The organism is Nostoc piscinale CENA21 (assembly GCF_001298445.1).
Lineage (GTDB): Bacteria > Cyanobacteriota > Cyanobacteriia > Cyanobacteriales > Nostocaceae > Nostoc_B > Nostoc_B piscinale_A.
On sequence record NZ_CP012036.1, the window covers coordinates 3,526,174 to 3,544,814 of the forward strand.

Annotated in this window: 15 protein-coding genes and 3 pseudogenes; 10 read left to right on the plus strand and 8 right to left on the minus strand. The window is 39.9% G+C overall.

What is annotated here, in order from left to right:
- The first annotated feature begins 781 nt into the window (after positions 1-781).
- Together ACX27_RS15115 and ACX27_RS15120 are read left to right on the plus strand one after the other, a co-directional pair.
- Positions 782-1,858 carry a M4 family metallopeptidase gene (locus ACX27_RS15115; protein ID WP_062293972.1) on the plus strand — a complete coding sequence of 359 codons (1,077 nt, stop codon included), beginning with the start codon at positions 782-784 and terminating at the stop codon, positions 1,856-1,858.
- Between the two features lie 193 nt (positions 1,859-2,051).
- A complete protein-coding gene (locus tag ACX27_RS15120) occupies positions 2,052-2,345 on the plus strand; it encodes a protealysin inhibitor emfourin (protein WP_062293975.1) in 294 nt (97 codons plus the stop codon).
- Positions 2,346-2,455: 110 nt separating this feature from the next.
- Here the strand turns inward: ACX27_RS15120 and ACX27_RS15125 are convergent, their stop codons facing one another.
- Positions 2,456-3,382 carry a cobalamin-binding protein gene (locus tag ACX27_RS15125; RefSeq protein WP_062293978.1) on the minus strand — a complete coding sequence of 309 codons (927 nt, stop codon included), beginning with the start codon at positions 3,380-3,382 and terminating at the stop codon, positions 2,456-2,458.
- 541 nt (positions 3,383-3,923) lie between these two features.
- On the opposite strand from ACX27_RS15125, the pseudogene ACX27_RS15130 reads away from it, so the two are divergent.
- From ACX27_RS15130 to ACX27_RS15160, 7 genes and pseudogenes are all read left to right on the plus strand, one after another.
- Positions 3,924-6,063 (plus strand): annotated as a pseudogene (locus ACX27_RS15130) (GAF domain-containing sensor histidine kinase).
- A gap of 369 nt (positions 6,064-6,432) precedes the next feature.
- Positions 6,433-7,383: a J domain-containing protein gene (locus tag ACX27_RS15135; protein ID WP_062298353.1), complete on the plus strand. Its 951-nt coding sequence runs from the start codon at positions 6,433-6,435 to the stop codon at positions 7,381-7,383.
- Positions 7,383-8,597: an ATP phosphoribosyltransferase regulatory subunit gene (locus ACX27_RS15140; protein ID WP_062293982.1), complete on the plus strand. Its 1,215-nt coding sequence runs from the start codon at positions 7,383-7,385 to the stop codon at positions 8,595-8,597. Before ACX27_RS15135 ends, ACX27_RS15140 begins: the two co-directional genes overlap by 1 nt.
- A gap of 77 nt (positions 8,598-8,674) precedes the next feature.
- Positions 8,675-8,902: an indolepyruvate ferredoxin oxidoreductase subunit alpha gene (locus tag ACX27_RS15145; protein WP_062298355.1), complete on the plus strand. Its 228-nt coding sequence runs from the start codon at positions 8,675-8,677 to the stop codon at positions 8,900-8,902.
- A 349-nt stretch (positions 8,903-9,251) separates the two neighbouring features.
- Entirely contained in the window at positions 9,252-9,923 is a 672-nt protein-coding gene (locus tag ACX27_RS15150; RefSeq protein ID WP_144427471.1) for a PEP-CTERM sorting domain-containing protein, read from the plus strand.
- A 156-nt stretch (positions 9,924-10,079) separates the two neighbouring features.
- Positions 10,080-10,823: an ABC transporter ATP-binding protein gene (locus ACX27_RS15155; RefSeq protein ID WP_062293988.1), complete on the plus strand. Its 744-nt coding sequence runs from the start codon at positions 10,080-10,082 to the stop codon at positions 10,821-10,823.
- Between the two features lie 111 nt (positions 10,824-10,934).
- A complete protein-coding gene (locus ACX27_RS15160; protein WP_062293991.1) occupies positions 10,935-12,554 on the plus strand; it encodes an ArnT family glycosyltransferase in 1,620 nt (539 codons plus the stop codon).
- Positions 12,555-12,644: 90 nt separating this feature from the next.
- Here the strand turns inward: ACX27_RS15160 and ACX27_RS15165 are convergent, their stop codons facing one another.
- From ACX27_RS15165 to ACX27_RS15180, 6 genes and pseudogenes are all read right to left on the minus strand, one after another.
- Entirely contained in the window at positions 12,645-13,835 is a 1,191-nt protein-coding gene (locus tag ACX27_RS15165) for an MFS transporter (protein WP_062293995.1), read from the minus strand.
- Between the two features lie 68 nt (positions 13,836-13,903).
- A complete protein-coding gene (gene moeB, locus ACX27_RS15170) occupies positions 13,904-15,076 on the minus strand; it encodes a molybdopterin-synthase adenylyltransferase MoeB (RefSeq protein WP_062293998.1) in 1,173 nt (390 codons plus the stop codon).
- A gap of 62 nt (positions 15,077-15,138) precedes the next feature.
- Positions 15,139-15,597 (minus strand): M67 family metallopeptidase, encoded by a 459-nt coding sequence (locus ACX27_RS15175; RefSeq protein ID WP_062294001.1) that lies wholly within the window; start codon positions 15,595-15,597, stop codon positions 15,139-15,141.
- Positions 15,598-15,700: 103 nt separating this feature from the next.
- A pseudogene (locus tag ACX27_RS30945) lies at positions 15,701-16,055 on the minus strand (GxxExxY protein).
- A gap of 40 nt (positions 16,056-16,095) precedes the next feature.
- On the minus strand, positions 16,096-16,248 hold the full coding sequence (locus ACX27_RS32435) for a hypothetical protein (protein ID WP_158507388.1): 153 nt from the start codon (positions 16,246-16,248) through the stop codon (positions 16,096-16,098).
- Positions 16,249-16,403: 155 nt separating this feature from the next.
- Positions 16,404-17,140: pseudogene (locus ACX27_RS15180) on the minus strand (carbonic anhydrase).
- A 244-nt stretch (positions 17,141-17,384) separates the two neighbouring features.
- Here ACX27_RS15180 and ACX27_RS32440 point away from each other — a divergent pair.
- On the plus strand, positions 17,385-17,525 hold the full coding sequence (locus tag ACX27_RS32440; RefSeq protein WP_158507389.1) for a hypothetical protein: 141 nt from the start codon (positions 17,385-17,387) through the stop codon (positions 17,523-17,525).
- A 44-nt stretch (positions 17,526-17,569) separates the two neighbouring features.
- Here ACX27_RS32440 and ACX27_RS15185 read toward each other — a convergent pair whose 3' ends face one another.
- Positions 17,570-18,283 carry a carbonic anhydrase gene (locus ACX27_RS15185; RefSeq protein WP_062294005.1) on the minus strand — a complete coding sequence of 238 codons (714 nt, stop codon included), beginning with the start codon at positions 18,281-18,283 and terminating at the stop codon, positions 17,570-17,572.
- Positions 18,284-18,641: the final 358 nt, after the last annotated feature.

Here is an 18,641-nt window from a genome sequence, read left to right on the forward strand (position 1 = left end):
GTACAACAAGGCAAAAATCAAAAGTCAAAAGTCAAAAGAAAGAATAACGATACCACAAGCCTTTTACCAATTTATTATGGTCTGTTTATTTACGCCGACCTGTACTAGTACTCTTGTGAAGTCAAACATCTGATTAAATAGGCTTTACATTTATTTAGAATAATTACTTTATTTACGCTCCTATGTACTAGTTAAAAACTATATTGAAAATATACTGATTATCATTTTCATTATCTAACACCTAGCTGGATTAACTAGGTTGCCAACCAGCTAAAAATGAACTAAGGTAGGACTGAATTTTTCTGAGGTAAATTAATATAAACTTTTCCGAAATTTAGCCTTAACAATTGGTAGATGCTGAATATAATTCATTGATTTGGCAGATATATGTTAGTCACTAATTTAAATTGGCAATTTACATTTAAATTTGATTTGCAATATGCTCATTACCAATTTAACAACTTGTAAAAATTTCTATATATGCAACAAAGCTTAATGAAATATTTAGAAAATATGCTGTAAAAGAGCTTTAAAAAATAGCATAATCGTTCTTAAAAGGAAGTATCATTTAGCCCTGCTAGTTCTGTGGAGAGTTGTGATTAACTGGTGCAAACACTAAGGCTAAAATGATGGGTTTTAAGTTTTTTGACTCAGTATTATATATGCTGAACAGACATATCCAAAAACTAGTAGAAAAGTCAATAAAAATTATTCCTAGAGGATATGTTGATTGCATAAATTAGCATAGCGATCGCTTAGTTTTTTCAGGAGAATATCTTATATGGCGCGTAAGAAAAAATCATCAGGTTTGAAATTGCAACATTCAATTGACACGAGATGTCCTATTTGTTGTATTGTGCCACCTCACATGCTAGAAAATGTGGCTGTGAATGGTAATCCGCAGCAACGTTCTTGGGCATTTCATACCTTAAACGTTTCCGCACAGTTACGCGGGCGACGGAATGTTGTCGGGAATATTTTCTTCTCTCCTTCTCCGGGTGAGAAGCGACGCACCATTTACGACGCGAAAAATGGACAGCAACTTCCGGGTACTTTAGTACGTGGTGAAGGTGATCCGCCCAGCACTGATGAAGCAGTGAATGAAGCTTACGACGCTGCTGGTGCTACTTATGACTTGTATTATGAAGTATTTGAACGCAACTCGATTGATGATAAAGGTTTGCGTTTAGACTCTAGCGTTCATTATGGTGTTAAATACGACAACGCCTTTTGGAACGGTGATCAAATGGTCTACGGCGATGGCGATGGCGAACTGTTCCAACGCTTCACAAAATGCGTTGATATTATTGGGCATGAGTTAACACATGGAGTAACTCAATACGAAGCTGGTCTGCAATACTATGGTGAACCAGGGGCGTTGAACGAATCATTTTCTGATGTTTTTGGTTCCTTGGTCAAACAAAGATTAAAAAATCAAACAGCCGACCAAGCAGACTGGATTATTGGTGAAGGTCTTTTAGCGCCTGGTGTTAAAGGTATTGGTATTCGCTCGATGAAAGCCCCAGGAACAGCCTATGATGATCCTGTATTGGGCAAAGATCCGCAACCAGCCCACATGCGCGATAAATATACTGGTTGGGAAGATAATGCAGGTGTGCATATCAATTCTGGCATCCCCAACTATGCCTTTTATTTAGCCGCAATGGAAATTGGTGGTTATGCTTGGGAAAAAGCCGGGAAAATATGGTACATTGCTTTACGCGATCGCTTGCGTAACCAAGCACAATTTAAAACCGCCGCTAACGTCACCATCCAAGTTGCAGGAGAACTTTACGGTACAGATAGTCCAGAACAAAGAGCTGTACAGAACGCTTGGCAAAAAGTAGGAGTAATTTAGCAAGAAGAATTCAGGAGTCAGAAGCCAGAATACAGAACGACGTGTGTAGATGGGCGAAAACCCTTGCACCAAATCTCAACACCTAAGTCCTGCTGACTTCTGGATTCTGACTTCTGACTTATTTTCATTGTTGCTAAACTGGGGGAAGATAGTTATCTTCTCCCAGTTTTTGTATACAACGGAGAGCAAAACAATGCGGATCACATTTGAACGCACAGGTGGCTTTGCTGGAATAACTAAGAAAAAAACCCTAGACACCAACAATCTTCCAGCAAAGGAAGCTAAAGAACTACCACTATTAGTCCAAGCAGCGGATTTATTTCGCTTACCTGCACAAATTCCTTCGCCAAATCCCCAGAGCGATCGCTTTCAGTATAGGTTAACTGTAGAAGACAACGATAAACAGCACACAGTAATTGTGAGTGAAGCAGCCTTACCCGGAACTTTAAGACCTTTAATTGAATGGCTAAATAATGCGGCCATTTAGAGGGGTTAGGGTCAGGGGACAAGGTGGACAAGGAAGATAGAGGTTTTTTGAGTTAATCAAATTAGCAAATTGGTTTTTTAGACTAACTAAAAAATCATTACTCAGCACTTTTATAAGACTTCCCAAGCAGTACCTTTATAACCATAGTCAAAAATTTCTGGATGCAAAATTTCTGCCAAAATTTCTAAAGAATCCACTAATCTGGGGCCGGGACGGTTGAAGTAAGAATTACCATCAGTAATATAAACTCTACCTGTTTGGCTGGCGTGGAGTTTTTGCCATTCGGAGCGTTGAGTTAATAATTCAGCTTCTTGGCGAGTGCGAATTAAATCAAAGCCACAAGGCATAAATACAATCACATCTGGATTAGTGGCGATGAATGTTTGCCATTCTAAGGTTACAGAAGGTTTACCTGGATGGCTAAATAGTGATTGTCCGCCTGCGAAGTTGACTAATTCTGGAATCCAGTTTGCTCCTGCCATTAAAGGATCTGTCCACTCAATACAAGCAACTTTCGGCAGTTCATTGAGTGCCAGCCCTTGGATTTTTTGTTGAATAATTTTAACTCTGGCCTCTAGATTCTCCAGTAATTTTACTGAGTCTACATCAAAGATATGAGCAACTTTTTCAATATCAGTCCAAATATCTTCTAGAAGATTAGGTTGTAAAGAAATAATTTTTGGTGAAGTTGAGATGCAATTACTAACAGCTTTTTCCACTTCTGGTAAGCTGACTGCACAAACATCGCATTGGTCTTGGGTGAGAATGTGAGTCGGTTGTAACTGCTCTAAAACATCGGTTTTGATGTGATAAATACTCAATGCTGATTGCAATAAATCATTGACTTGAGTGTGAATATCGCTGCTAGGCACATCAGTATCAAAGCGTGCTTCGGTGCATATAGGAATATTTTGAATATCTGGCGGATAGTCACATTCATGCGATCGCCCTACAATTGCATCAGTTAACCCCAGTTTTGCTAAAATCTCCGTTGCACTTGGTATTAAAGAGACAATTCTGATATTGCTATTAGTCATTGTTTGATCTCCCGAACATCTGCTGCCAGTTAAATTTTCACAAACTTCAAATAATTAAGTATCTTTCTGTAGGAGAATGCCGCAAGCTATGAGCGTCATGATTAACTGGGTAAATTGACCATTTGAGAAAGTGCCATAAATCAAAATATTTTTATACCTGATTACCTTTTATGTTAGGAGATATCGTCTTCAGGAGTGATGCTAATATCTTGCCTTCTATGGTATTAGATATTAGACATCAATCATAAATTTGTTGATAAAAAGCATGTTGTAACTGTATGAACTGGTTAATAGCATAGTAGCTCTATGGAAATGCTCTCTTCAAATCATAAAATTTTTAACAAACAGCCATTCCGTACGTAGTTATATACCAGAGGATTGCCAAACTTACATAACTAATAATAATGTAATTTTAGTAATAAGTATTGCACTGTACTCAAAGAGTTTGATGAAAAAAAATATACTATCCTGTTCTGAAAAATCCTCTGGAGTATTTGTAGTTATAAAAGATAGTTCTGTTTTTGTGATAACTCCCTCAGACATGGTAATTACTTAACAGGTGTATTAGATGCAGTTAGCAGTGGTAAATGATGGTCAAGCAGAGATTGTGCAGATTAGAGACAACGAGCAGCGCAAGCAAATTCAATCCTTAGTGCAGTTAGCCAGGAGTAAGACATTCCAAACTGGCAATCTCCAGGCAACACTACAAGAAATTACAGAGGTAGCAGCAAAAACACTGTCGGTCGAGCGAGTGGGTGTATGGTTATACACTGCGGATAACACAGCGATTGAGTGTAGTAATTTGTATGATGCGCGGAAAAATATACATATATCTGGTCAGACTTTATTAAAAGCAAGTTATCCTAATTATTTCCAAAGTTTAGAAATGGAACGCAGTCTGGCTATAAAAGATGCAATGAACGACCAGAGAACCAAAGAATTAGCAGCATCTTATTTAAAAGCATTTGGCATTACATCGTTACTAGATGCACCTATTTGGTTAGGCGGACATGTAGTAGGAGTAGTATGTCATGAACACTTTGGCGAAATGCGCCAATGGACTGTTGAAGAAGAAAATTTTGCTAGTTCAATTGCCGATTTTGTCGCTTTAGCAATAGAAGCCAGCGATCGCCACATTGTACAAGAAGCTCTAGGCAAAAGTGAAGCACAATTTCGCGCAATTTTTGAGCGTTCATCAATTGGGATTGGAATTGCAGATATAAAAGCACAAATAGTAGATATTAATCCGGCGCTATCTCAAATGCTGGGATATAGCCGGGAAGAACTTTATGGAAAGTATTTTATTGATTATATTGCGACCCAGAAAGGAGATTTAGAGCTATATAAACAATTAGTAGCAGGAGTGCGCGATCGCATTGAAATCGAAAAACACTTCCGCCACAAAAATGGTCAATTAGTATGGACTAAACTCTCGATTTCTACGATTCCTGGGGGTAATGGGACACCAGAGTTATTTTTAGGAATTATTGAAGATATTACAGAACGCAAACAAACAGAGTTAAAACTGCGTACATCTCAAGCAGCTGCTGAAGCTGGTAATCGCGCCAAAAACGAATTTTTAGCAACAATGAGCCATGAACTGCGAACTCCTTTAAATGCAATTATGGGCTTATCTCAGTTATTACAACAAGAAATGGTCGGCGCTTTAAATGAGAAACAACAAGAATATATTAGTTGTATATATGGTAGCGGCGAACATTTATTAGCAATCATCAACGATATTCTAGATTTATCAAAAGTAGAATCAGGCAAGGAAGAATTACATTTATCAACTGTATCAGTATTAGATTTATGTAATTATGCCATTTCGACAGTCAGCGAGCAAGCCCAAGAAAAAGGGTTAAAACTGATCAGCGAAATTGACCCGCAGGCAGAAATTTGTCGAGTTGATATTCGTCGCTGTAAACAAATGCTAATTAACTTAATGACCAATGCGATTAAATTTACACCCACAGGTCAGGTAAGTTTAGAAATTAAAAAAAGTTCTTGGAGGTATTACATTTACTGTTGCGGATACTGGTATTGGTATAGATAACAGTCAATTTCATCTGTTGTTTGAACCATTTAAACAGCTAGATAGTCAATTAAATCGTCAGTATGAAGGTACAGGCTTAGGACTGGCTTTAACACGTAAATTAGCGCGATTACATGGGGGAGATGTTACCGTCGAATCAAAATTAGGGGAAGGTAGCCGCTTTACTTTATTTATTCCAGAACCAGTAGATTTAATCACAGAAATAGATATGAACTATGAAGATAGAAATCAACTATCTTCAACAGCGAATCAATTAGCACAAAAACGCATTTTAATTGCCGAAACAGAAGAAAATATTGGGATATTTTTACAAGACTATCTCCAAATTATTGGCTACCAAGTGGAATGGCTCAATAATCAAGAAAAAATTTTAGCAACTATCAAAAATTTTCAGCCAAGTTTACTCTTACTAGATACTGAATTTTTGGCAAATAACGATACAAGACTACTGCAAGCTTTGAAGCAAAAATTTCACTTGCTCAATATGGCTGTGGTATTTATGGGTGTTCAGGAAAATGATTGGCCAGAATTAAATAATCTACAACCAGAAAAGTATGACTATCTTGTCAAACCAATTCGGATCATGCAGCTTGAATCGATTTTGCTGCGATGTCTAGGTGTTTAACAAGGAACAGAGAATCAGGAGCGGACGAACTGCTGGTACTGAGCTTTGTCGCAGGAAGTTAAATGTCTAAAATTTTACAGTAAAATTATACTCAACCCAGCCATGAGAAATTGCTCAGTGTAGCCGAAAAACAGGCTGTTTTTGGGTTTTTAGGAGAAAAATATTGTCATACCTTGTATTTAAGCACTGGTTGTAGTCCGTAATTTGAATTACGGGTTGCTAAAAGGACATTAGCTGCATCAGTGTGAGGATCATAGAAAATATTGACCCTTGGCTATGGAATAAATGAAAAATTGCTACTGACAATCCACTGAGTGAGCGAAGTAAACTAGAAGGAATCTTATGAATCCTTTGGTGCAAGACCAACCTATGTCGCTAAAAATAGATCGTGGATTGTTTAAATATGACTTTATAGATCATCACGCAGTCTTGTGCGTTACGGTGGATGCGGATGTGAAAGACATTCGGAAGCGTTATTTGCAAATTGCTCGGCGTTTGCATCCTGACAGTAATGCTTCTGCCTCGCCTGGGGAAAAGAAGTTAGCTAGTGAATTATTATCGAAGTTGGTTAACCCAGCTTATGAAGCCTTATCTAACGATCGCACCCGCACAGAATACATGATAATTTTGTCCCAAATGGGCAAGCGTTTGGTACAAGAGTCAAGCTCGATAGAACTTACCACAGATTTAGGTAGACAACTAGCTGCGGCTCCCAATATTGATCATTCCTATAAAACTGCGATCGCTAAAATTGCTGAAACTCAATTCACTTCCTTACAGCAAGTAATCCCTATCATTGCTCAAATTAGCGAGTTGAACTTGGTTTATTTAATGCGGAGTGCTGGTAAAGCTTTCTCAAACCAAGCGCCTGCACAGAAATCTCCCACATCAACGGCTAACACACCCCAAAATACAGCTGCTGCACCCCCACCACCAGCGCCAGCCAAAGAAGACGCAGCAGTAGAACAATATATTCGGCGGGCGCAAACTTTAATTGATAAAAATCAATTTGCTCAAGCGAAAGTCGAATTGCAAGACGCGCTGAAACTGGCTCCCAAGAGTAGCCGTTGTCATAGCTTGATTGGCTTGGTCTATTTAAAGCAAAATCAACTCAAAATGGCCAAGATTCATTTTGACAATGCTTTAAAATTAGACCCGAATGACCAAACAGCGAGCGCATGGAAACCTAAAATAGATAAAGCTTTGGGTCAACAATCCGGTGGTTCTAAAGCGACTCCATCTGCCAAAACTGGCACACAACCAGATAAATCAGGAGGTGGAGGTTTATTTGGCGGTTTGTTTGGTGGGAATAAAAAATAATGGTGTATCAACCAGCAGCGGGAGCGAGGGATTTATTACCTTTAGATGTAGCTCAAAAACGCTGGATTGAAGATAGGTTACAACAAGTGTTCCATCGTTGGGGATATCACAAGATTATTACCTCAACGCTGGAACGGATGGACACTTTGATGGCGGGGGAAGCAATTCAACGCCAGATGGTGATTCAACTGCAAAATTCTGAAGATGAAGAATTAGGCTTGCGTCCAGAATTGACAGCTTCGATTGCGCGTGCTGTAGTTACGCGTATGGAAGCTGTCACTTATCCGCAAAGACTTTATTATCATGCCAATGTCTTCCGGCGAATTTGGGAAAATCGGCACAATCGTCAGCAAGAGTTTTATCAAGCTGGTGTGGAACTTTTAGGTGTTGGCGGATTGCGAGCTAATGCCGAAGTACTGCTGTTGGTGGGTGATTGTTTAGACGTGCTAGGTTTGCGTGATTGGCAGATAGTTTTGGGCGAAGCGGGAATTACTCGCTCGCTTTTACAGGCTTTTCCGGCTAATGTACAAGCAAAAGTGCGTCAAGCGATCGCTCACCTTGATCGCGTGACTATCGATACTTTGCCCTTGAGTGAAGATTTGCGCGATCGCGCCAGAATCATGCTCGACCTGCGCGGTAAAAGTCAAGATGTATTACAAAAAGTCAGTAGTTTGGGTTTGGATGCAGAACAGCAAGCTGCTGTCAATCATCTGAAATCTTTGGTAGAGTTACTGGAGTCAGAAAGAAAGTTTCCCATCATCTTGGATCTGAGTTTGATCCAAACCATTGACTATTACACAGGTATTGTCTTTGAAATTGTCCACAACCGCGATCATCCAGCCACAGTTTTAGGGCGGGGTGGTCGCTATGACCAACTTTTAGGACTATATCATCCCCAAGGCGAAAATATCCCCGGAATTGGTTTTGTCCTCAATATTGAAGATGTATACCAAGTTCTGTTATCAAGCCAGCAATTACCCCAAGATATCCCCGCCAGTAACTGGTTAGTAGTACCAGAAACCGCAAGTGCAGAAGTCGCGGCTTTTGCTTATGCTCAAAAACTCCGAGATTCTACCCACTTAGTCATAGTGGAAATGGAACTAGGGGGAAGAGATGCACAAGCTATTCGTCAGTATGCCAGCGATCGCCGAATTGCTCAAATCGCTTGGATTAAAGCCGATGGCTCACCCACAATAGAAAGTATTAGTCAATAATCATTGGTCATTTGTCCTTTGTAAATAAACATAAGCAATGACCAATGACCATCATTAAAGAGAGGGAATCTAGACAAATGCCACATTCAATTGTGACTGATGTTTGTGAAGGTGTTGCCGACTGCGTAGATGCTTGTCCTGTAGCTTGCATCCATCCAGGGCCAGGCAAAAATGTGCAAGGAACCGATTGGTACTGGATTGACTTTTCTACCTGTATTGATTGTGGAATATGTTTCCAAGTATGCCCAGTAACAGGTGCGATCGTTCAAGAAGAACGACCTGATTTGCAGAAAACACCTAGCTAGAGTTCCGTAGAACTTACGCAAGAAAACAAAAACTCAGGTTTAAGCACAGGGTGTAGGAGTGTAGGTGTGCAGAACCCTTACACTTTCGCACCCTTTTCAATCTACTGTCTCGCAAACTTTTAAGTACTTAATTCTTACGTATAAAAAATTTATATAATTTTGATATCTTCTTGATGACATCTGATAAACTTTCTAGTTGATTACCTCAGTTAGCATCCTCAGCTAAATCTGACACATCAGTAAATATTTGTATTTATCTGAAAGAAAGATATTGAAATTCATGAAACAACTAAGTAGTTTTCCTAGGGTTAAGTTTTTAACGTCTAGTATAGCTACGTTAGCTATTAGCTTGATTTCAAGTCAAAGTGCAACAGCCGCAACGATCGCGCTTGGCTTTACTAAGCTAACAGGGGTCACAGGTGGTTCTCCTGCAACTACCGCCGTTCTACGAGCGGAAATTCCGGCAATTAACTTTGGTAAGATTGCTTCTATTGTAATTAAAGATATCAGTGATAGTAATGCTGGCTCTCCTGGAAATGTTACTGGTTTTGATTTAGATGGCATTAAACTGAGCTACACTGCTGTTGACAGGGCAGCAGATGTGAATACCATCTCAGCATTAGACTTGTTTGATTTTAGTCCAACAGGAACTATCCTCACTCCTGGAAGCCAGCGTCCGCCTACATCGCCAGAATTGTTTGGAACTACAGGTGGTAATGTGAATAATGCGGTGGCTACCCTGGGAAATTTTGATGCTAACGCCACTACTGACCCTACAAGAATTTTTGGGTTTTTCAGCTTGGGAAATCATGGTCAAGTTGAATTTAAACTCAAAAGTCCTGTTACTAACAATCGTCCGCTATATCTTTACATCGGCGAAGTCGGCGACAATGGTGAGTTAGCAACTGGGGAAGTAATTATCTCACGACCAGCACCTCCGGTTCCTGAACCGAGTGGTCTAGCTGTATTATCTTTGGCGGGGATATATTTGGTAGTACGTCACTGTCGCAAAAATAGATAGGAGATAGGTTACAGGCTTACAAATGTTTTTGGGTCAGAACATAAAAAACCTATACCTGTTGGGGTTGGGGTAGAGGTCAAAACTTTATTCAACGAACTCAAGTTAAAATTTATGCGATCGCATAGCATCATAAAATTCAATTAATTCAAGGATTGTATGTCAGGTTCAGTTGATCACTCTGCCCCAATACTCGAAGTTACAAATGTCCATGCTGGTTACATCAAAGATGTGGATATTTTGCAAGGTGTTAATTTTCGGGTAGAAGTTGGAGAATTGGTGACGGTAATTGGCCCCAACGGTGCGGGAAAGTCCACTTTGGCGAAAACTATTTTTGGGCTGTTAACACCCCATACAGGCACAATTACCTTTAAGGGCGAGAATATTGCTGGACTAAAGTCAAATCAAATTGTCAAAAAAGGCTTGTGCTATGTACCCCAAATTGCCAATGTTTTCCCTTCTTTGAGTGTGGAAGAGAATTTAGAAATGGGGGCGTTTGTGAGTAATGCGCCATTAAAGCCTGTGAAAGATAAAATATTTGCAATGTTTCCCAAATTGAGCGATCGCCGCAGGCAACGGGCTGGTACACTCTCTGGAGGAGAACGGCAAATGCTGGCAATGGGCAAAGCTTTGATGTTAGAACCCAGTTTATTACTGTTGGATGAACCTTCTGCGGCATTGTCTCCAATTCTCGTTACCCAAGTATTTGAGCAGATTAAACAAATTAATCAAAGTGGTACTGCGATCGTACTGGTAGAACAAAATGCGCGTAAAGCCCTAGAAATGGCGCATCGTGGTTATGTCCTGGAGTCTGGACGAGATGCGATTTCAGGCCCTGGTCAACAATTATTAACAGACCCGAAAGTAGGCGAATTATATTTGGGTGCGGGGAAAGGCCATTAAAAAGTAATTCAGCATTTGAAATTTTTTTTGAGAGATTTTGCGGATATTGCATTTATTTGAGCAGCAGGAGTTTATGATTTGGGGTGCATAGTAAAAATAAAATCTAAATAAATGCAAATATCTCAAAAGTGGTTGACTAAAAAAGCTCATCAATCAGTGCTTTTTTTGTTGGTCGGAGGATTATTATTTAGAGCCATAATTGCTTTTTGGCTTTACCCTACCTTTGATGAAGCGTACTACTATATTTACAGTTTGCATCTCGACTGGAGTTATTTTGATCATCCAGCAATAGTCGCCCTCACGACTGGTTTTGGAACTTGGTTAACGGGAGAAGTTTCACAATTTACCATTCGTTTAGGCGCGATACTTTGCTATACAGGTAGTTTGATATTTTTATATTTAACTAGTCAACGAATATTTTCTGTCAAAGCGGCTGTGTTTACTTTGGCCATTGCTACTATCAGCCCAATTTTTCAAGTTGGTTTTGGTGTATTGAGTTTACCAGACAGTCCCTTAATGTTGTTTTGGTCGGCTAGTTTATATTGTGCGGTGGCTGAGTTTTTCCGGCGGCCTTTGTATGTTCCCAGTTACCGTTTAGCCATTTTGGGAATTTTGGTCGGGTTAGCTTGTAATAGTAAATATCATGGGTTTATTTTAGGACTAGGGTTAGTTGGTTTTTGTGCAACTAGTCCACCGCATCGGGTTGTAGTGCGATCGCCTTGGGCATGGCTCAGTTTAGGATTATTTATCATCACCATCTCCCCGATTGTGTTCTGGAATATTCAGCATGACTGGGTATCTTTTAGTTTTCAGTCAGCAAGAGCCGTACCTCAAAATGGCTACAATTTACTAAATGTATTCTTAGTGGTTTTAGTTCAAGTAGCTTATTTATTTCCCACCATCGGTTTTCCGCTATGGCATATTAGTTTACAGCCAGTTATTAGAAAAATTCAGCAAATTTTGGCGCAAAAATCATTAGCTTATCAAGATGATTTCCATCCCGCCAAATTCTTAATTTTCTGGTTATCTCTCCCTTTAATTTTAGGCTTCACTTTTATTGGAGGATATCGGCAAATTTTACCAGCTTGGGCAATGCCGGGATTTTGGGGAATTACTTTATTATTAGGACAACAAGTTGTAATTTGGGAGCAGAAATCACCCCGTGGGGTGCGTCGATGGCTTTTAGGTTCAGGAATTACGATTGCTAGTATTTTCATCATTTTACTACTGCAATTAACCATCGGCATATTCCAAAAACCTAGCCAGTACGCTTTACTAGGAGGCTTTTTACCTGTTAAGAATGACCCTTCAACAGAATTAATTGATATTCAACAACTACGAGAGAAATTTCGTGAATCTCCGATTTTGAAAACTGCACTGCAAAATTCTAGCTTTATATTTACTAATCGCTATTATGTAGCTGGCCCTATTGCGATGGCGTTGCAACCTGTAGCACAAATTCCGATTACTTGTTTTGATATTGGCAATGATAATCGTGGCTTTGCTTTTTGGTCTACGGCGGAACAATGGGTAGGTAAAGACGCGTTATATATTACAACTGCACCATTTAATTTGAGACAAGATTTAATGGCTAGTTATCGCCATCATTTTCGCAGTCTGGAAGAAATTGAACAAATAATGCTGCGTCGGGGTGGAGAGGTTGTGAATGTTGTTTATGTTTATCAAGCCAAGACGTTGCTGAAACCATATCATCGTAGTTATGGGATTTGACTCAGGATTTAAACGCCAAGGTCGTCTGTTGAGACTGGGTGTAAGGGTGTAGGGGTTTACGGGTGTAAGAGTTTTGAAATACCTATACTTCTAAACCATTTTCTTAAACCCTTGGTTAGCAGTTGTGACGCAAATACCTACTAACAAGAAAGCCAAAGCACAAAATAAACCACTACTTATAGGTGGGATTTTTGCAGCTTGGGGAAATAACCAGCCAAATAAACTCATCGCTAAAGCAAACCCACCAAAGTAAGTCCCTATACCCAAACCTGCCCATTTGGGCGGCATTAAGTCTAAAGCCAAAGGAATTACGCCATTGATAATGGTACTAAAACTTGGTACTAACAAAACAATTAACGGTAAGATAGCACCTGTAAAAGCGATCGCTAATATGGAAATAATTGTGGCAACTACTCCCACTAGCATTGCCCGACTATTACCGAGTTTGACCGCAAAAACTCCAGCAGGTAAGGCAGAGATGGCGATCGCCAGCCCAATGTAAACTAGTAGCATGTCAATATTTTGACCAGAAAATTGTAGCTTCAGCAATTGAGTTAAGGTGGTCATTAATAGCCTTGTACCCCAGGCGACACCAATACCAGTGGCAAAAATTAAACTCAATGTGGGATAAGGTAATTTGGCGGTTGTGGTTTCCGCCTGAAAATTTGGTGTTTCGGGAGGGTTCAACCAACGTAATAGCCCAGCCACCGCCAACATCACCACTGAAGCAATTGCAAAGGCGAAAACTGCCCCAAAACTCAGAATATATTGATTTGCTATAGGTCGAAATGCCCCAATTGTACCCCCAACCAACGTCACAACACTCACGGCTGATGGTAACTGGGGCGGCGTGGCATATTTCCACAATAAAGCCATAGCCGGACTGCGAAATATAGTCATGGCTAATGCCCAGGCTACCAGAGTTAGCGGTAAAAGCGATCGCATAATTCCCGTTGGCTGGACAAAAGTTACAATACATGGTATGGCAATCAAGAGCGCGGATGAAAGAATCACACCCACAGAGATGAAGGGAAAGCGACTTCCTACCCAACGCTGAGATTGATCAGAAAGTCCACCCATCACAGGTTCTAAGACTGCACTCAAGGCATTTTCAATGACTAGAATACCAGCCGCCAAAGATGCAGAAAAACCAAACTGCGTCAGTAGTTGAGGCAAGTATGAATTGTAAATTAACCAAGCCAGACTAATTGCCCCTTGTACGGCTGCTAACGCTAATACTTGCAACCATAAAACCTGGGCTGGCGATCGCGCAATACTCATAACAGAGAAAGGGGAAGTAATTTATATTACCTCCCCCTTATTTTTTCTGCTTAATTGGCAGATGATTCTTAATATTCAGGAACCGAAGGATCAACTTCTCGACTCCATGCGGTGATCCCGCCTTTGACATTTGTACCAACAATTCCTGCTTCCTTGAGGATGCTGAGGGCTTTGGCAGAACGACCGCCCATCTTACAATGAGCAATCAAGCGGTGTCCGTTGAGGACTTCTTTCACCTTAGCTACGCCATGACCATTTTCAATATCTGGTAGTGGTACTAATACCGAACCAGGGATTTTCGCAATGTCGTATTCGTGGGGGTTACGCACATCCAACAAGACAAAATCTTTCGCACCACTATCTAGCAATGCTTTTAATTCTGTCACCGTCATTTCAGCAATTTCTTGCTGCTGCTTTTCTTCTTCCGCCTTAGCTTGGGGAATACCACAGAATTGTTCGTAGTCTATCAGCTGTTCAATTACTGGGCGGATGGGGTTAGGACGCAGTTTCAACTCCCGGAATTTCATATCCAGGGCGTTGTATAACAATAGTCTGCCGCTTAAAGTATTACCATTGCCGAGAATAATTTTGACAGTTTCCGTGGCTTGGATGACCCCAATAATTCCGGGTAAAATTCCCAAAACACCGCCTTCTGCACAGGAAGGAACCATCCCTGGTGGTGGTGGTTCGGGATACAAGTCGCGGTAGTTCGGCCCACCTTCGTAGTTAAATACTGTTGCTTGACCTTCAAACCGGAAAATTGAACCGTAAACGTTGGGCTTGTTCAACAATACACAAGCATCGTTGACTAGATATCTAGTGGGGAAGTTATCAGTTCCATCCACCACAATATCGTAAGGTCTAATAATATCGAGGGCATTTTCGGAACTCAGACGAGTTTCGTATAAATCAACCTGACAATGAGGGTTAATTTCGTGAATGCGGTTTTTTGCTGATTCAATTTTGGGTTTACCTACCCAAGAAGTACCGTGAATAACTTGACGTTGCAGGTTAGAAGTATCAACAACATCAAAATCCACAATACCAATGCGGCCGATACCTGCTGCGGCGAGGTATAACAGCAGTGGCGCACCTAAGCCGCCTGTACCGATACATAATACACTGGCGGCTTTGAGTCGTTTCTGCCCTTCGACACCGACTTCTGGCAAAATCAGGTGGCGGGAGTATCGTTCGTAGTCGTCTTTAGTTAGCTGGATTTCTTCCAGGTTGGGATTTAACATAGCAGTTTTGCTGTGGACGAGCGGATCATTAATCCTATCGAAAAATGATGTGTTTATTTAACTTAAGTAGCTAAATTTATGGTATCAATTGTCTCTGGTTGAAACTGATGCTGGTCATTTAGACTCCAACTGAGGAGTTCGCCAGCTTGGCCATTTTGAACGGAAACTATTATATACGAGTATGCAGGCCAAGCATACTGGCGATCGCATTCGGAAGGAATTGCGGGGTTATCAGGGTGGGAGTGATAAATCCCTATTATGTTTAATGATTTATCCCGCGCTGATTTTTGTATTTGTAACATATCTTGGGGTGCGATCGCATATCTGCTGGTTTCGCTGCGTTCTGTGTTAGGGGCGAAGTTAGCTGACTCAGCACTCCAGGCGTTTTCGGTGGGGATAATTTCGACGACAGTTTTGGTGTGATTTTCTAGATAACCCAGGATAATTCCACAGCATTCTTCGGGGTAGGTGCTTTCGGCGTGGCTGCGGATCATTTGGATGTGTTGTAGTTTAATATTCATGGAAAAATTTGACCGCAGATGAACGCGAATGTAGACGCGTAAGCGCTTGCCGCAGGCTACGCGGATGAAGAGGATGTATTCTTCGTTATGTGTTGAGAATCATTCAGAAGTTACGAACTACTCGTTTGAATTCGACTCTGGAATTGCCAAAGTTAATTAATAAGCATACAGTTAGGCCTGTTGCTTTGAGGTAGTTGAGGCATTGTGCAAAATGATTTTCGTCTATAGTCCTTACTGCTTTTAGTTCTACTAGCACACATTTCTCAACTACTATGTCGGCAAAAAAATTGGCCAACTACAACTCCGTCATATCGTACCTCTATTGCATACTGTTGTTCTACTAATAGTCCGGCTTTTCTCAATTCATGAGCCAAAGCATTTTCATAAACTTTTTCTAAGAATCCACAACCTAAACCTTTTCCTACTGTAAACGCACTACCAATGATTTTTTCCGTAATCTCATTTAGTTCCCATCTGCGTTCATCTGCGGTTCATTTCTTAAAAGTTCCGACTCTGCTTGTCAATAAAGGATATTAAAGGTTGCTCGACTTCCACTACACTGCTAATCAGGCGATCGCAATCAGATGGATAAAGCATTTCTAACTTGTAACATAATAGATGATCATCAGCTGATGTGCATTCAAGTGGCATATTCTAGGAGTGGAGATTGTCATTAATCATTTGTCTCTTGTCCTTTGTCAATCCAAATGAATAGTGACCAAATTTAAATAAATAGGGTGAATCATATCCACCCTAATAATATCAATTCTGATTTATGCAGTTTTTCCACTCAGCAACTCAAATCATCAAGCTACCATAGTAACTTTTCCGGTTGCTATCTCATAACGACCGCCAGCAATTTTTAGTTTCTTTTCTTTGATCAGGCTTCTTAAAATTGTTGAACTTTCTTCTAACCTTTTTACCTGATATTGAACATTAGCGATTACAGAATTATCTTCTAAATTACCTGGTTTATTTCTCACCATTTCTACGGCTGGTTTTATTTCTTCCACAAAAGCACCAATTCTACCGGGAAGTGGGTCACCTTTAACAGCAGCTGAGACTGCCAACCACATTTTGTAATGTCCTAAAACTACTATTAATGGCGCACCTAATACAGCGTGGCGAATTCTAAGCTACCAATACCTTCTGGGCTAACAATATTACCTGCTACCCGTACAATAAATAAGTCTCCAAATCCCTGATCAAAAACAATTTCGGCTGGAACTCTAGAATCTCCACAGCCTAGTATTGCTGCAAACGGATATTGACCAGCAGCAATTTCTTGTAAACGCAATTTTGATTGATTTGGATTCATGCGTTTATCTTCTACAAATCTTTTATTACCATCCATTAATGTTTTTAAAGCTTCTTGGGGATCTACTATTTGAGGTTTTGGTTCAGGCTTAGATGGTTGTTGGGCAATAGCTTGTTCTTCTTGCCAAATTATACTGCTAGTGGCACTAGCACCAACAGCAACACTACCTATACCTGCTAATTTCAAAAAATTTCGTCGCCCAACAAATCCATTAATTCTACTCATTAATCTACCTCACTTCCAACAGTAAATTTTTGCTAAGTTGCTGTTTTCTAAACCAAGTTAAATCGTCCTACTAAAAAGACGCGATCGCTTTAATGCACATTTTGTCTTTTAAGTAAAGATAAATTTGTTGATTTAACTTAGAAATTTTCAATGTTTGTCATTCACTGAAATATATCAGACTGGTGTAGTGTTGCTAAATATAATTTTCATATAAGAATAATATGATTAAGTATGGATTTAATCTATGGTTAATTTTTCTATGTACACAAGACTTAAGTCACAAATTAGTGTATGGCAGAAATCAACAGCATTGATCGCACTTGACATTATTGGTGAACGACAAAATCCCCGATTTCTTCAAGAAGTCGGGGATCTGAAGCGGTAGGATGTCCATAAATCAAATAAAATTGCTATATCTACCTGATAATTTTAAGTAATTACATTCACCTTGCCAGTATCGATATCGTAACAAGCACCAACTATTTGGAGTTTATTGGCTTGTAGTAATTGAGTTAATATTGGCGAACTTTGTTGTAATTTTTTTGACTGATACTGCACATTGGCAATGACTGCTTCAGTGGAATTAAAGTTGGTTAATGCAGGTTTAATACTTTCCGCTACGTTGCTAATCATACCAGGCATAGGTTCGTTTTTCATGGCTGCGGCTACAGCACCACATTTTGTATGACCCAACACCACAATTAGTTGGGTACCGAGTACGGCTGTAGTATACTCCAAGCTACCGATAATCACGTCACTAGCGACATTACCAGCAACGCGCACCACAAATAAATCTCCTAGGCCTTGGTCGAAAATAATTTCCGCCGGAACTCTAGAGTCAGCACAACCTAAAATAGCAGCAAAAGGGTACTGTGCTTTGGCTAATAATTGTAAACGTGCCAATGATTGATGGGGATATTGGCGTTTGTATTGGATAAAGCGTTGATTACCATCCAGCAAAAGTTTTAGAGCCTGACTAGGGTTAACTGGATTTGGATTAGCTGGATTAACATCAGCGATCGCAGTTTGCTGAATACTACCTATTAAACTACCACCAATCGTTGTAGCCGCGATCGCTAAACTACCTGTCCCGGCAAATTTCAAAAAGTTACGGCGACCAATAAATCCATTAATTCTTGTCATTCATCTACCTGACAACACTTTCGCTGTTAATAGGAAGATATCAACTTTATTCAAGTGAAAGAGTACCTTCAGACACGGTTTTAAGATTTTATCAGGGAATAGAAAATACTTATTTGAAGAAGCCAAAGTTAAGAGCGTTGTTTAAATCTTAGCTGACATACTGATTTGGTCGTACATACCAATAAACATTATATATCATGTCGAAATAACCGAACTTGACAAGGCAAATAAATTTTTTTAAAATGTTTATTTTTGTTTTTGACAAAGAAGCTTTCACTCTTCATAGGTGTGTAGAACCCTACTATCAAAGTTGTGTTCTCTGTATTTTCATTTGCTTGGGAATTAAGGCAAGATTACA

Coding starts and splice junctions, on each gene's coding strand:
- ACX27_RS15115 (WP_062293972.1), top strand. CDS start 782: ATGGCGCGTAAGAAAAAATCATCAGGTTTGAAATTGCAACATTCAATT.
- ACX27_RS15120 (WP_062293975.1), top strand. CDS start 2,052: ATGCGGATCACATTTGAACGCACAGGTGGCTTTGCTGGAATAACTAAG.
- ACX27_RS15125 (WP_062293978.1), bottom strand. CDS start 3,382: ATGACTAATAGCAATATCAGAATTGTCTCTTTAATACCAAGTGCAACG.
- ACX27_RS15135 (WP_062298353.1), top strand. CDS start 6,433: ATGTCGCTAAAAATAGATCGTGGATTGTTTAAATATGACTTTATAGAT.
- ACX27_RS15140 (WP_062293982.1), top strand. CDS start 7,383: ATGGTGTATCAACCAGCAGCGGGAGCGAGGGATTTATTACCTTTAGAT.
- ACX27_RS15145 (WP_062298355.1), top strand. CDS start 8,675: ATGCCACATTCAATTGTGACTGATGTTTGTGAAGGTGTTGCCGACTGC.
- ACX27_RS15155 (WP_062293988.1), top strand. CDS start 10,080: ATGTCAGGTTCAGTTGATCACTCTGCCCCAATACTCGAAGTTACAAAT.
- ACX27_RS15160 (WP_062293991.1), top strand. CDS start 10,935: ATGCAAATATCTCAAAAGTGGTTGACTAAAAAAGCTCATCAATCAGTG.
- ACX27_RS15165 (WP_062293995.1), bottom strand. CDS start 13,835: ATGAGTATTGCGCGATCGCCAGCCCAGGTTTTATGGTTGCAAGTATTA.
- moeB (WP_062293998.1), bottom strand. CDS start 15,076: ATGTTAAATCCCAACCTGGAAGAAATCCAGCTAACTAAAGACGACTAC.
- ACX27_RS15175 (WP_062294001.1), bottom strand. CDS start 15,597: ATGAATATTAAACTACAACACATCCAAATGATCCGCAGCCACGCCGAA.
- ACX27_RS32435 (WP_158507388.1), bottom strand. CDS start 16,248: ATGCCACTTGAATGCACATCAGCTGATGATCATCTATTATGTTACAAG.
- ACX27_RS32440 (WP_158507389.1), top strand. CDS start 17,385: ATGGTTAATTTTTCTATGTACACAAGACTTAAGTCACAAATTAGTGTA.
- ACX27_RS15185 (WP_062294005.1), bottom strand. CDS start 18,283: ATGACAAGAATTAATGGATTTATTGGTCGCCGTAACTTTTTGAAATTT.